Genomic DNA, 13163 nt, shown 5'->3' with positions numbered 1-13163 from the left:
ACCCACCTTTGGGAGGAGGAATTCCCATGCCAGACAGAAAGATACCGCCGCAGATTAGCGCCCGCGTGGCCGATCTGACCGCCACCTATTCGGCCCCGGATGCCTGCGCCGCGCATCTGCTGTGCGACCGGCATCCGGCGGATCGCGTGGCTTACCGCATCATCGGCGGCGGTGCCCCGGTCGACCTGACCTTCGGTGCGCTCAGGGCGCGGTCCGAACGGCTGGCCAGCGGGTTGGCCAAGCTGGGCTATGGCCCCGGCGACCGTATTGCCACGTTGATGTCGAAAGGAGAAGATTACCTTGTGACGCTCCTTGCGGTCTGGCGGTTGGGCGCGGTGTATGTGCCGCTGTTCACCGCCTTTGCGCGCGGCGCGATTGAGATGCGGCTGGAGTCGAGCGGCACGCGGCTGGTGGTCTGCGATGCCGCGCAACGGTCCAAACTGGATGGATTGGCGGACGCGGCGCTGCCCGGTCTGAAGGTCGGGCAATTCGGGGATGCGGGCAGCGATCTGTCGATGCAGGCGATCGAGGCCAGCGGCACCAATAGTTTCCCGGCCCATGTCGCAGGCGGCAAGGGTCCGGTGATCGAGGTTTACACCTCGGGCACAACCGGCAAGCCCAAGGGCGTTGTTGTGCCCCTGCACGCCTGGGCCGGGTTTCAGGCCTATGGCGAGTTTGGCCTTGGCCTGACGCAGGAAGATGTGTTCTGGAACGCGGCGGACCCCGGCTGGGCCTACGGGCTTTATTTCGGGGTCATCGCCTCGCTGACCAACGGCGTCATGGCGATCATGCATACTGAAAAGTTCTCGCCCGACGGCACTTTGGCGGTGCTGCGCGATCAGGGCGTGACAAACTTTACCGCTGCGCCCACGGTCTATCGCAGCCTCAAGGCGCATGGGGTCGCACCGGGGGTGACGGGCCTGAAGAATGCCTCCAGCGCCGGGGAACCGCTGACGCCGGACGTGAACGCATGGGCGCCGGATGCGCTGGGGGTCGAGGTGCACGACCATTTTGGCCAGACCGAGGCCGGGATGCTGGTGAACAACCACCACCACCCCGATCTGAAACGACCGGTCATGCCCGGCTCCATGGGCCAGCCGCTGCCCGGCTGGGACATGACCGTGGTGGATGCGGAAACTCATGAGGAACTCGGCCCGGATCAGCCGGGCCTGCTGGCCGCGCGCCTGTCGGACAGCCCCTTTTCGTGGTTTTCGGGCTATCGCAGCGCGCCTGAAAAGAACGTCGAACGGCTGACCCCCTGTGGCCGCTGGTATCTGACCGGCGATCTGGCGCAATACGACGCCGATGGGGCGTTTCGGTTCTCGTCGCGCGACGATGACGTGATCATCATGGCGGGCTACCGGATTGGGCCGTTCGATATCGAATCCGTGATCTCCACCCATCCCGCGGTGCGCGAAGTGGCGGTTGTCGCCGTCCCCGACGATATTCGCGGCGAAGTGCTGGAAGCCGTTGTTGTGCTGGCGGCAGGACATGTGCCGTCACAGGCCCTGTCGGACGAGATCAAGCAGAAGGTGCGCACGGACTACGCCACCTATGCCTATCCCCGCCGGGTGCATTACCGCGATGACCTCCCCAAGACGCCCTCGGGAAAGGTCCAGCGTTTTGTGATCCGTCAGGATCTGCGGCGCGCGCTGGAGGTGTCGGAATGAAACTGCACGGCACCGCAGGCATCGTCACCGGGGCGGCATCGGGCCTTGGCCGGGCGACGGCGGAACGGCTGGCCGCCGAGGGCGCGCAGCTTGTGCTGATGGACGTGAACGCCGAGGGGCTGGAGAAGGTGCGCGCCACGTTACCCGGCAGCCATATCGTCGCCGCCGCCGATATCCGCGATCCCGGTCAGGTTCGCGCGGGGGTCGATGCCGGGGCAGGGGCCTTTGGCGCGCTGCGCTTTGTGGTGAACTGCGCCGGTATCCCCTCGGCGGCCAAGACCGTCTCAGGCGGGGTGGCGCATGATCTGGACCTGTGGAACCGGGTCATCGGCATCAACCTGACCGGATCGTTCAACGTGCTGCGCCTTGCGGTCGAGAAGATGATCACCAACGACCCGGACGGCGACGGCCAGCGTGGCGTGATCGTCAACACCAGTTCGATTGCCGCCTTCGACGGGTTGAAAGGGCAGGCCGCCTATACCGCCAGCAAGGCGGCGGTTGCGGGCATGACCCTGCCCATCGCGCGTGACCTTGCCGATCACGGCATCCGCTGTGTCGCCATCGCCCCCGGCGTGTTCGAAACGGAACTGACAGCAAGCGTCCCCGACAAGGGCCGCGCCGCGATGGAGCGCAACTACCTGTTCCCGCGCCGCACCGGTTACCCGTCGGAGTTTGCCGACATGGTGCTGGCGCTGATGTCCAACCCTTACCTGAATGGCGATTGCTTCCGCATCGACGGCGGCACCCGTTTTGCCCCATAGGCCCCGGAGGGCCCTGTCATGACCCAAGACGTCTACATCCTCGGCACCGCCAGAACCCCGATCGGGGGCCTTCTGGGCGAGCTGTCCGGCCTGACCGCCATCGAACTGGGGGCACAGTCCGCCCGCGCAACGGTCGAGCTGTCCGGTCTTGCCTCTGAGGCGGTCGAGCAGTGTTTCATGGGCTGCGTCCTTCCCGCAGGGCTGGGGCAGGCCCCGGCGCGGCAGGTCGCCCTGTCGGCTGGCCTGTCCCGGTCGACGCAGGCCACCACCGTCAACAAGATGTGCGGCTCCGGCATGCAGGCCGCGCTTCTTGCACATGACCGGATCAAGGCGGGCGGTGCCTCGGTCATATTGGCCGGCGGGATGGAAAGCATGTCGAACGCACCGCATCTGTTGCCCCGCCAGCGGCAGGGCATCAGGTTCGGCAACGGCACCATCATCGACTCCATGTCCCGCGACGGGCTGGAGGACGCCTATGAGCCGGGCGCGCTGATGGGACAGTTCGCCGACCGGTCCGCCGTGGCGCATCGGATCAACCGGGCAGAGCTGGACGACTTCGCGGTGATGTCGCTGGAGCGCGCCATGACAGGGGCATCGGTCGATGAAATCACACCGGTCGAGGTCCGCACGCGGCGCGGGGCCCAGACCGTTGACACCGACGAACAGCCCCGCAATGCCGACAGCACAAAGATCCCCCACCTGAAACCCGCCTTTGGCGCTGATGGGCGCACCACAGCGGCCAATGCCTCGTCGATCTCGGACGGCGCGGCGACCCTGCTGCTGGCAAGCGTCGGGGCCGTTCCGGCGCAATCCCCCCGTGTCCGCATTCTTGGGCATGGCTGCTACGCGGCAGAACCTGACCAGTTCTGTTCCGCGCCGGGCTTTGCCATGGCCGATCTTCTGGCCCGGCTGGACTGGGCCGCCGACGACACCGACCTTTACGAGGTGAACGAAGCCTTTGCCGTCGTGCCGATCCTCGCCGCGCGCCATATCGGTGTGTCGCTGGACAAGGTGAACGTTCGTGGCGGGGCCTGTGCCCTTGGCCATCCCATCGGGGCCAGCGGCGCGCGGATCGTAACAACGCTTGTGTCCGCATTGACCGCGCGCGGGGGTGGCAGGGGCATGGCCTCGATCTGTCTTGGCGGCGGCGAGGCATTGGCCTTGGCACTTGAGGTGACCGGATGACACAGGCGCAAGCACAAGAAACATCGCGGGCCCTGACCCGCATCTGTCGCATCGAGGACGGGATCGCCTGGATCACCATGGACCGGCCCGACAAGGCCAACGCTGTCAACACCGCTCTGGCGACCGATATCCTTGCGGCTATGGATGCTGCGGAACACACCCAGGACGTCCGGGCCGTGGTGCTGTCGGGTGACGGGCGCAATTTCTGCGCCGGTGCCGATCTCGCTGAACTTCTCGACGGCGGCGCGCCCGCGTTCCGGCGTCTGTTGAACGCCTTTCGCGATGTATGCACCAGGTTCGAGTCGTCGCCATTGCCTGTCATCGCCATGATCCACGGCGCGGCGCGGGCAGGGGGGCTTGAACTGATGCTGTGCTGCGACGCTGTCGTCGCCGAGCAAGGCGCGACCATCGGGGATGCACATATGCTGCGCAACCTGCTGCCCGGCGGCGGCAATAGTGTCCGTCTGCCGCGTACCATCGGCCATCAACGGGCAAAGTGGATGATCCTGTCGGGACAATCCATCACGGCGGCCGAGGCACAGGCCTGGGGGATTGTAACCGTCTGCGCGCCGCAAGGCGCGCTGAGGGCGGAAACGCTGCGGATCGTTGCCGATCTGACGGTCGGGCACCGCGAGACCATCGCAAAGGCCAAATCCCTATTGATCGCCGCCGATGTGCTTGGGTTCGAAGAGGCGCTTGAAAATGAGATCGTGCATCTGGAACAGCACGCCTCAAGCCCCGTTTTGAAAGAAAGCCTGTCCGGGTTCCTGCGTGTTTGACACGGCCTCGTCCGGCGGTGGCATGGTGCACCTCAGTGCGTCGGCCCTGTTTGTCTTGCTCTGGTCGGCGCGCGCATTCTTCGGAGTTGCGATCACGGCAATCGGCGCGCAGATCGCGGCGTGCGGTCAGGTGTCCGACTTGCCGACCACCGCCCGCACACAGAAATCCGCAATGGCCGCCACCTGCCGAAGCTGTTCAGCCTCCGAGATGTCGTTAACTCGGGCAATCGGACCAACGAGCGCCTCGAAGAGGGATCCGACAATGCAGGCCGCAGACACCTGGGCGGGCTGATCGACAAACACACCTTCGCGGATGCCCCGGTCGATTACCGTCTCGAACACGCGCATCAGCTTTTGTCGATAGCGCAGGCGTTCCACTTCAATCTCGCTCTCGACAGGCTCCGCCACAAGGGCATACCCCATCTGTCTGCCACGGATAGCGCGGCTGCCGAAGGTGTAGGCGCATCGACGCAGGATTTCTGCGGCGGGCTCATCTCCCATGGCGACGCCAGCCACAACATCGACCTCATGCTGCGAGACATGGGCGACGACTTTGACAAGCAGGGCCGTTCGTGACTTGTAGTTCCGATATAGTGTCCCCTGAGCAAGGCCGGCCCGTTCGGCGATTGTGCTGATCTGGGTGTCTTTGAACCCGACCTCGGACACCAGTTCTATGGCGGCAGCCAAAAGGCGTGCCTTTTTGTCATGCTGTGGAAAGGCGACGGTGCCCGGAGTGCCTGCGACAGAGGGCGGCGGCGGTGTCGGCAGATCGGGCACCCTGCCAGAGTGCTTTTCTTCGTGCTCAAGATACCAGTTCTCGGCGAACCGCCTCGCCTCGTCCAGGCTCTCGGTTTTTGTGCTGGCGCGTTGGCTCCGTCCACCAAAGCTGCCCTGGCACTGCCAGAACCGGCTGTTTTCCCTCCTGTATAGGTTTACGCGCCCACCAACAGCTTCGAACCGCTCATTCTTCATTCGATCAACCATCGCAAATATGTGAAAAATTTATACTAGCCGTCCGGGAATTACACAACGCCCCTAGGGTGAAACCTTGCGAGCCTATATCAGTATCTGATAGAATCGAGCATACGAGGAGAGACTGATGCCAAACATCCACCTGACCGAACCGATGCAGAAATACGTCCGGGCGCAGATCGAATCCGGCGCCTATGCCAATCTGAGCGAGGTCGTGCGCGCGGGCCTGCGGATGCTGATGGAGAAGGATGGCGCCCGGCAGTTCTACGCCCTCAAGGCGGATCTGGAACAGGCGGCCGCACTGGCTGAAAAGGGCGATTTCGCAGAGTTCGACGCCCGAGCCTTCGAGCCGGATGCGTTCGACCGCTGACCGGCATGACGATCCGGCTCTCCGGTCTGGCCAGGGCCGACCTCGAAGATATTCGCGACTACACCGTTCAAACCTGGGGCCGGGATCAGTGGCTGATCTACTACCGCCAGCTGGTCACCGCATTCGAGCGGATCACCGGTGATGCCGACATCGGCCGGGACCGTGGCCTGTTCGTGCCGGGCATGCGGTCCGTCAACTGTCAGCGGCACGTGATCTTTTTCAAACGGCTCGACGCTGCGGATGGCGCTCCGGTTATCTTGCGGATCGTACACCAGCGCCGCAATATACCCGCCCTTGTATACTACGAGGATCTTGACGCGGGGTGATCCGTGTCGGCCCTCACTCCACTATCCTGACCAGCCGACCAGAGTCGCGGCTGGCCTCTTGCGCCCTGCTCAGTCGCGGTCTGCCATCTTGAATCGCGATGTCAGCCATCGCAATTCAATTCTGCGAGGTTTCCTCGATTCTATGTTTCTTCCCCCCAGTTCCCTTGGCCCGGTTGAGGCGTTCAAGGGCATACCGGAGGAGGAAATATGACCAAACAGAAAACCTTTCGTGCCGTAGCAGCAATCCTGATCGGCTCTGCGGTTGCTGTCCCGGCCCATGCCACAGAGTGCATCGCACCGTCCAACCCCGGCGGTGGCTGGGACTTTACATGTCGTTCTGTCGGCAAACTCTTGACCCAACTCGGCAAGGTCAGCGGCAATGTGCAAGTTACCAACATGCCGGGTGGCGTCGGCGCGGTGGGGTTTGCGCATGTGGCGGCGGATCGCTCTGATGACGCCGAACTCATCGTAGCGACCTCCACGGTTGCGGTGACCCAGATCGCCCAAGGCAAGTATCCCGGCGGGCTGGAAGACGCGCGCTTCCTCGCCATGCTTGGTGCCGATGTCGGCGTCATCGCGGTGGACGCGGATAGCCCCTACCGGACGCTCGCCGACCTGACCGCTGCCATAAAAGACACCCCGGATCAGGTCATCGGGGCCGGCGACGGGGCCGGTAGCTGGGACCATATCCGCTATCTTCTGGTCGCAAAAGAAAGCGGCGTCGAGAACATCACTGGCCTGCGCTGGGTGCAGTTCGACGGCGGCACCGAAGCGATCACACAGATGATGGGCGGACAAATCACTGTTGTATCGACCGATCTTGGCGAAGCGTCGGGATTTGCGGAGTCCGGGGATATCCGGCTCCTTGCGGTGCTTTCGGATGAACCTGTGCCCGCATTTCCCGACATTCCCACCGCGGTATCGCAGGGTGTCGACGTGACCGGGTACAACTGGCGTGGGTTCTACACCGGCAAGAACGTCTCAGACGCTGATTACGATGCGTGGCTGTCCCGCCTCGAGACCGTCTACAATTCGGATGAATGGAAAGCCGCCGCCACCAACGCCGGATTGATCCCCAACTGGATCGCGGGCGCGGATTTCCAGGCGTATCTGGCCGACCAGGAAGCGGAGATCGCGGACATTTCCCGTGCCATCGGCATCATCAAATGATCGGCCGCATCTTCGGCGCCGCAATCTTCGTGATTGCGGCGCTATACCTCAATTCGGCGCTGACCTACGAGGCATCTTTCGGCGGCCCTCTCGGACCGAAGGCATTCCCGCTGATGTTGGCCATCCCGGCGCTGTTTGGGTCTGCGTCGCTGGTTGTCTTTCCCGGAACCTCCGAGGTCTTCGCCGAGCGTGACCGCCGGATGAGTCAACTGGGGGCTGTCGTATGCCTGTTCGCCTTTGTGTTCTTGCTCGAACGACTGGGCTTTCTCATCTCGACGGCAGGCATGGTGATCGCTCTGGCCTTGCTCATGCAGGCGCGCCCCGTGGCAGCGTGCATCATTGGCGCGATTGCGTCCCCCGCGCTTTGGCTGCTGTTCGATCAGCTGCTGGATCTGCCGCTGCCAGCCCTTGGTGAATGGATCGGATAAGACATTGGATATCTTTTCTCATCTTCTGGGCGGTCTGGGCGTTGCTCTGATGCCCCTCAATATCGCGCTTCTGCTGTTGGGTTGTTTTGCCGGAACCCTCATCGGCGCGCTGCCGGGGCTTGGGCCTGTCAATGGCGTGGCCATCCTGATCCCCTTGACCTTTGCCTTTGGACTCGACGCCACGTCGTCGCTGATCCTGCTGGCCTCGGTCTATTATGGCTGCATGTACGGCGGTCGGATCTCGGCCATCCTGCTCAACATTCCCGGTGACGAACCGGCCATGATGACGACGCTGGATGGCTATCCCATGGCCCAGGCCGGCAAAGCCTCCGAAGCGCTTGCCATCTCTGCTGTCGGCTCTTTCATCGGCGCGACCGTGGCGACGACCGGGCTGACGCTGTTTGCGCCGCTTCTGGCACAGGCCGCGATCTACTTTGGACCCGCAGACTATTTTGCGTTGTACATCATGGCCTTTGCGACCATCGGCGGGTTGATGGGCGTCGATCTTCGCAAGGCGCTTCTGAGCGCTGTTCTCGGACTGATGATCGCCACGATCGGGCTGGACCCATCGACCGGGATCGCGCGCTTTACCCTCGGGTCCTATGAACTGTTCGACGGCTTTGATCTGATTGTCGCGATGGTTGGCCTTTTCGCCGTTTCCGAAGTCCTCGTGCTTCTTGAGCGCCACATGTCCGAGAACAAGTCTGGTCTGCACGTCAATAAGCTGATGCCGGACTGGTCGGTGTTGAAAGGGACGATCGGGGCATCCCTGCGCGGCTCCGGTGTGGGGTTCATCGCGGGCATCCTGCCCGGTGCCGGTGCGTCCCTCGGCGCGGTGATGAGCTATTCCATGGAAAAGCAGTATTCCGACCGCAACGGAACCTTCGGCAAAGGCGACCCGCGTGGTGTGGCCGCTCCGGAAGCTGGCAATAATGCCGCCTCGGGTGGAGCCTTGATTCCGATGCTGGCACTGGGTGTTCCGGGATCGGGAACGACCGCTGTGATGCTGGCCATGCTGGTGTCGCTGAATGTGCAACCCGGACCGCTGCTGTTCGAACGGAGTCCCGACCTGGTCTGGGGGTTGGTGGCAGCGCTTTATCTCGCCAACGTGGCGTTGCTGATCCTCAATATTCCGATGATCGGCATTTTTACGACGATCCTGCGGACCCCGAACTGGGCGCTGATGCCTGTTGTCGTGGCAATCAGCTTTGTCGGGATCTACTCGCTCAGCCGCTCGACCTTTGATCTTTACGCGCTGCTCGGGTTCGGTCTGCTGGGGTATCTGATGCGCAAGCTTGATATCTCGCTGGTGCCTTTGGTGCTTGGATTGCTGCTTGGCACGGACATGGAAAACAATCTGCGCAGAGCCCTGTCGATCTCCGCAGGTGACTGGGGCGTGCTCGTCCGCTCTCCCATTTCGATCAGCCTGTACTGCCTCACCGCGCTCTTCCTCGCCTTCTCGATCTGGATGAGCGTGCGGATGAAGCGCCGCAGGAGCTATCAACCGGAAGGAGTTGAATGATGAAATACGGCTTTGTGGGCCTTGGCCAAATGGGCAAACCAATGGCCATCAACCTTGGCAACTCCTTTGAAGTGATCGCCTATGATCAACGGCCCGATGTGTTGCCTGCCGATGCCAGGGCCAAGCAGGCTGGCACTCTGCATGACCTGTCGCAATGCACCCATGTTTTCCTGAGCTTGCCGTCAAGCAAGGTGCTGGAGATCGTCCTGTTCGACAAGGAGAACGGGTTGGCGGGCATCCTCCAGCCCGGAACCGTCATCGTCGACACCTCGACAGTCGAGTACAACGCCACCGTCGATATCGGCAACCGGTTGGACGCCATGGGCCTTCGCTTTCTGGATGCGCCGGTTTCAGGTATGCAAAAGCGGGCGGAAGATGGCACGTTGACCATGATGATTGGCGGCGACGCGGCGCTGGCCCGCGCCCTCGACCCTGTCCTGCGCACGATGGCGAACAAGATCCTGTATATGGGTCCGCGTGGTGCGGGGCAGCTGACCAAACTCATCAACCAGCTATTGTTCGACATCAACATGGCCGCACTGGCAGAAATCCTGCCAGTGTCCGTAAAGCTTGGGCTGAATCCGGAACAGGTTGCTGATGTCATCAATTCCGGAACCGGACGCAGCTATGCGTCAGAGTTCTTTCTGCCCAACATCCTGCAAGGCATTTTCGATCAGGGTTACCCGATGGGGCACGCCTACAAGGACCTGATCTCGGGCGCGGAACTGGGTGCCCGCCACTCCATTCCTCTTCCGGTTTTGGGAGCGGCAACCGCGACCTATCAGCGTGCCCTGCTTGAAGGGCTGGGCGATCAGGACAAGGGCGCCATGGTCAAGGTATTCGAGAGCCTTCTGGGCGTCACATTCCGCAAATCCGGCGAAGGAGACAACAAATGAGCAACGCAAACGGTTTCAGCAAAGGCTTGACCAATTACGGCGACAAAGATTTTGCCATCTACCTGCGCCGGTCGTTTGCCCGGTCCATGGGGTTGTCCCGCGATATGCTGGACAAGCCGATTGTCGGGATCGCAATGACACCGTCGGGATTCAACAATTGCCACCGGTCGATGCCGGAACTGGTCGAAGCGGTGAGCCGTGGCGTCCTTGCCGCCGGTGCGCTGCCACGGCCATTTCCGACCATTTCGACCGGTGAGGTTTTCCTGAACCCGACCTCCATGGTCTATCGCAACCTGATGTCTATGGACACCGAGGAAATGGTGCGGGCCCAGCCGATGGATTCGGTCGTTCTGATCGGCGGATGTGACAAGACCGTGCCGGCGCAGCTCATGGGGGCAGCTTCGGCGGATGTCCCGGCGATCCAGCTTGTCACCGGCCCGATGTCGACCGGCCGTCACAAGGGCGAACGGCTTGGCGCTTGCACCGATTGCCGCCGCTTTTGGGGGAAATTCCGGGCAGGCGAAATAGAGCGGGAAGAGATCGATCAGGTTGAAGGGCGGCTTGCGGCGACAGCGGGCACCTGTGCCGTGATGGGCACCGCCTCTACCATGGCGATCATCGCCGAGGTTCTGGGCATGTCGTTGCCCGGTTCCGCGGCTATTCCGGCAGTAAACGCCGACCGTCTGGTTGCGGCCGAAGCCACCGGTGCCGCGGCCGTGGGGCTGATTTCAAAGCCGATCCTGCCCAGTCAGGTCATCACCCGGAAATCGGTCGAGAACGCCCTGCGCGTTCTGATGGCGGTGTCCGGATCAACCAACGCGGTGGTTCACCTCGCGGCCATTGCCGGACGCCGTGGCATTCGCGTGTCCGATGCGCTGCTGAACAAGATTTCGGATGAAACCCCGGTTCTGGTGGACCTGAAGCCGGTGGGGCAGGGCTATATGGAAGATTTCCATGCCGCAGGAGGCGTGGGTGCCGTGTTGCGCGAAATCAAACCTCTCCTGCATCTCGACACGATGGACGTCTGCGGCGTGACACTGGCGGACCGATTGGCAGAGCCGCTCGACTGGGTGGATCGCCGCGTTATCCGCGAGGCCAGCGATCCGGTCTCGCCCGAGGGCGGGTTGATTGCCCTGTCCGGCAATATCGCGCCCAACGGCGCTATCTTCAAACGGGCGGCCGCGACGCCGGAGTTGTTCGAGGTCGAAGGACGCGCGGTTGTCTTCGAAGACCTCGAAGATCTGGCGAAACGGGTGGACGATCCCGAACTCGACATCAAAGCCGACGATGTGATGGTCTTGCGGAACGCCGGTCCGATCGCTGCCGGTATGCCCGAAGCCGGATATCTGCCCATCCCCAAGAAATTGGCAAGGCAAGGCGTCAAGGACATCGTTCGGATATCCGACGCACGGATGTCCGGCACCGCCTTCGGGACCATCGTGCTGCATATCTCACCCGAAGCCGCCGTTGGCGGTCCCCTTGCTGCCATACGCAATGGCGACCGTGTGCGTCTGTCCGTGACGGAAAAGAAGATCGAGCTTCTGGTCGACGACGCCGAAATTGCGCGCCGCATGCAGGGCCATATTGAACCCGCCAAGCCCAAGCGCGGATACCGCGCGCTATACGCAGAACGGGTCCTTCAGGCCCCGGAAGGCTGCGATTTCGACTTTCTCCTTCACGAAGATCTGCACCCGGCGACCAACACCTAAGCATTCAGAGGCAATCAGATGAACCTTTTCAAAAAACTTCAGGTGGCCGAAGCCAGCGGCAAGCCGGTTCGCATCGGTATGATCGGGGCTGGAAAGTTCGGGACGATGTTCCTTGCGCAGGCGCTTCGCATTCCGGGCATTCACCTTGTCGGGGTTGTTGACCTGAGGGTTGATGCCGCAAAGTCGAACATGGATCTTGTCGGATGGGACGCGGCGCAATACGCGGCGGCGTCGCTGGACGATGCCGCGAAATCCGGCGCGACCTTTGTCGGCGATGACTGGCAAGCGCTCGTTTCGCACCCTGCGGTCGACATCGTGATCGAATGCACCGGCAACCCCATGGCGGCTGTCGAGCATATCCTGGCAGCCTTCGAGGCCGGAAAGGACGTCATCAACGTCACCGTTGAAGCAGACGCATTTGTCGGCCCCGCGTTCGGTCGCCGCGCCGAGCGGGCAGGGGTCATTTACTCGATGGCCTATGGTGATCAGCCAGCGCTGGCCTGCGATCTGGTGGACTGGGCGCGCACTTGCGGTTTTCCGGTGGTCGCTGCGGGTCGGGGGCACAAATGGCTGCCGCATTACCGTCAATCGACACCCGACACCGTCTGGGACCATTGGGGGCTGACCCGCGAACAGGCTGAACGTGGACGCCTGAACCCGAAGATGTTCAATGCGTTTCTGGACGGGTCCAAGCCCGCAATCGAAAGCGCCGCAATCGCGAACTGCTGCGGGCTGGATGCGCCCGAGGACGGGCTTGTCTTTCCTCCGGGCGGCATCGACGATGTGCCCACGCTCATGCGCCCAGTCTCCGAAGGCGGCGTTCTGGCGCGCAAGGGAATGGTTGACGTCGTGTCGTGCCTTACCGCCGAGGGGCAACTGATCCCGCATGATATCCGCAAGGGTGTCTGGGTCTGCTTCGAAGGCGATACCGATTACCTCAAGAACTGCTTCGAGGAATACAAGGTCGTTACCGATCCGTCTGGCCGGTATATGTGCAACTACAAGCGCTGGCACCTGATTGGCCTCGAACTTGGTGTTTCGGTCGCGTCCATCGGCCTTCGGCGGGAGCCAACCGGCGTCGCTGCGGACTTTCGCGCCGATGTGGCTGCCGTCGCCAAGCGCGACCTGTCCAAGGGCGAGGTTCTGGACGGCGAAGGCGGCTTTACCGTTTCGGGTGGATTGAGGCCCGCCCGCCAGTCGGTCGAGCATGGATATGTTCCGTTGGGTCTGGCGCACAACGTCAAGCTTGTGAAACCGGTAAAGGAGGGTCACGCGGTAACCTGGAACGATGTCGAGATCGACACCACGACGGCCGCCTACAAGCTGCGGCGCGAAGTCGAAGGCGTCGTGAAAGAGATGGCATGAGATGGGGAAG

13 protein-coding genes are annotated in these 13163 nt (G+C 62.5%); 12 read left to right on the top strand and 1 reads right to left on the bottom strand.

Annotation, left to right across the window (positions count from 1 at the left end):
* Positions 1-26 precede the first annotated feature (26 nt).
* Genes ACN0S5_RS19020 through ACN0S5_RS19005 form a run of 4 tightly spaced genes read left to right on the top strand, consistent with a single transcriptional unit; the run spans position 27 to position 4395 of the window.
* Positions 27-1670, top strand: coding sequence for an AMP-binding protein (locus ACN0S5_RS19020; RefSeq protein ID WP_417210361.1), 1644 nt, complete (start codon positions 27-29; stop codon positions 1668-1670).
* Positions 1667-2431, top strand: a complete 765-nt coding sequence (locus tag ACN0S5_RS19015; protein WP_417210359.1) for an SDR family NAD(P)-dependent oxidoreductase — start codon at positions 1667-1669, stop codon at positions 2429-2431. The genes ACN0S5_RS19020 and ACN0S5_RS19015 overlap by 4 nt, the downstream gene beginning before the upstream one ends.
* 18 nt (positions 2432-2449) lie before the next feature.
* Entirely contained in the window at positions 2450-3616 is a 1167-nt protein-coding gene (locus tag ACN0S5_RS19010) for a thiolase family protein (RefSeq protein WP_417210357.1), read from the top strand.
* Positions 3613-4395, top strand: coding sequence for an enoyl-CoA hydratase/isomerase family protein (locus ACN0S5_RS19005; RefSeq protein WP_417210355.1), 783 nt, complete (start codon positions 3613-3615; stop codon positions 4393-4395). Before ACN0S5_RS19010 ends, ACN0S5_RS19005 begins: the two co-directional genes overlap by 4 nt.
* Positions 4396-4521: 126 nt before the next feature.
* Here the strand turns inward: ACN0S5_RS19005 and ACN0S5_RS19000 are convergent, their stop codons facing one another.
* A complete protein-coding gene (locus ACN0S5_RS19000; protein ID WP_417210353.1) occupies positions 4522-5379 on the bottom strand; it encodes a TetR/AcrR family transcriptional regulator in 858 nt (285 codons plus the stop codon).
* A gap of 115 nt (positions 5380-5494) precedes the next feature.
* Here ACN0S5_RS19000 and ACN0S5_RS18995 point away from each other — a divergent pair, with 115 nt between their 5' ends.
* From ACN0S5_RS18995 to ACN0S5_RS18960, 8 genes are all read left to right on the top strand, one after another.
* Positions 5495-5737 (top strand): type II toxin-antitoxin system ParD family antitoxin, encoded by a 243-nt coding sequence (locus ACN0S5_RS18995; RefSeq protein ID WP_417210351.1) that lies wholly within the window; start codon positions 5495-5497, stop codon positions 5735-5737.
* 5 nt (positions 5738-5742) lie between these two features.
* A complete protein-coding gene (locus ACN0S5_RS18990) occupies positions 5743-6063 on the top strand; it encodes a type II toxin-antitoxin system RelE/ParE family toxin (RefSeq protein WP_417210349.1) in 321 nt (106 codons plus the stop codon).
* A 207-nt stretch (positions 6064-6270) separates the two neighbouring features.
* Complete coding sequence (locus ACN0S5_RS18985) at positions 6271-7233, top strand: Bug family tripartite tricarboxylate transporter substrate binding protein (RefSeq protein ID WP_417210347.1); 963 nt, start codon at positions 6271-6273, stop codon at positions 7231-7233.
* Positions 7230-7661, top strand: a complete 432-nt coding sequence (locus ACN0S5_RS18980) for a tripartite tricarboxylate transporter TctB family protein (protein ID WP_417210345.1) — start codon at positions 7230-7232, stop codon at positions 7659-7661. Before ACN0S5_RS18985 ends, ACN0S5_RS18980 begins: the two co-directional genes overlap by 4 nt.
* Positions 7662-7665: 4 nt before the next feature.
* A complete protein-coding gene (locus ACN0S5_RS18975; protein ID WP_417210343.1) occupies positions 7666-9183 on the top strand; it encodes a tripartite tricarboxylate transporter permease in 1518 nt (505 codons plus the stop codon).
* Positions 9183-10079, top strand: a complete 897-nt coding sequence (locus ACN0S5_RS18970; protein WP_417210341.1) for an NAD(P)-dependent oxidoreductase — start codon at positions 9183-9185, stop codon at positions 10077-10079. The genes ACN0S5_RS18975 and ACN0S5_RS18970 overlap by 1 nt, the downstream gene beginning before the upstream one ends.
* Positions 10076-11788 (top strand): dihydroxy-acid dehydratase, encoded by a 1713-nt coding sequence (locus ACN0S5_RS18965; protein WP_417210339.1) that lies wholly within the window; start codon positions 10076-10078, stop codon positions 11786-11788. Before ACN0S5_RS18970 ends, ACN0S5_RS18965 begins: the two co-directional genes overlap by 4 nt.
* Positions 11789-11806: 18 nt before the next feature.
* Positions 11807-13153: an NAD(P)H-dependent oxidoreductase gene (locus tag ACN0S5_RS18960; protein ID WP_417210337.1), complete on the top strand. Its 1347-nt coding sequence runs from the start codon at positions 11807-11809 to the stop codon at positions 13151-13153.
* The last annotated feature ends 10 nt before the right edge of the window (positions 13154-13163 follow it).

Source organism: Antarctobacter sp., assembly GCF_048262615.1.
Classification (GTDB): Bacteria; Pseudomonadota; Alphaproteobacteria; order Rhodobacterales; family Rhodobacteraceae; genus Antarctobacter.
The sequence above is the reverse complement of the archived record's forward strand: the minus strand, read 5'-3'. Positions and strand labels throughout refer to the sequence as shown.

Bases quoted from the DNA above. Each gene is read 5' to 3' on its own strand.
- ACN0S5_RS19020 (WP_417210361.1), top strand. From the start codon at position 27: ATGCCAGACAGAAAGATACCGCCGCAGATTAGCGCCCGCGTGGCCGAT.
- ACN0S5_RS19015 (WP_417210359.1), top strand. From the start codon at position 1,667: ATGAAACTGCACGGCACCGCAGGCATCGTCACCGGGGCGGCATCGGGC.
- ACN0S5_RS19010 (WP_417210357.1), top strand. From the start codon at position 2,450: ATGACCCAAGACGTCTACATCCTCGGCACCGCCAGAACCCCGATCGGG.
- ACN0S5_RS19005 (WP_417210355.1), top strand. From the start codon at position 3,613: ATGACACAGGCGCAAGCACAAGAAACATCGCGGGCCCTGACCCGCATC.
- ACN0S5_RS19000 (WP_417210353.1), bottom strand. From the start codon at position 5,379: ATGGTTGATCGAATGAAGAATGAGCGGTTCGAAGCTGTTGGTGGGCGC.
- ACN0S5_RS18995 (WP_417210351.1), top strand. From the start codon at position 5,495: ATGCCAAACATCCACCTGACCGAACCGATGCAGAAATACGTCCGGGCG.
- ACN0S5_RS18990 (WP_417210349.1), top strand. From the start codon at position 5,743: ATGACGATCCGGCTCTCCGGTCTGGCCAGGGCCGACCTCGAAGATATT.
- ACN0S5_RS18985 (WP_417210347.1), top strand. From the start codon at position 6,271: ATGACCAAACAGAAAACCTTTCGTGCCGTAGCAGCAATCCTGATCGGC.
- ACN0S5_RS18980 (WP_417210345.1), top strand. From the start codon at position 7,230: ATGATCGGCCGCATCTTCGGCGCCGCAATCTTCGTGATTGCGGCGCTA.
- ACN0S5_RS18970 (WP_417210341.1), top strand. From the start codon at position 9,183: ATGAAATACGGCTTTGTGGGCCTTGGCCAAATGGGCAAACCAATGGCC.
- ACN0S5_RS18965 (WP_417210339.1), top strand. From the start codon at position 10,076: ATGAGCAACGCAAACGGTTTCAGCAAAGGCTTGACCAATTACGGCGAC.
- ACN0S5_RS18960 (WP_417210337.1), top strand. From the start codon at position 11,807: ATGAACCTTTTCAAAAAACTTCAGGTGGCCGAAGCCAGCGGCAAGCCG.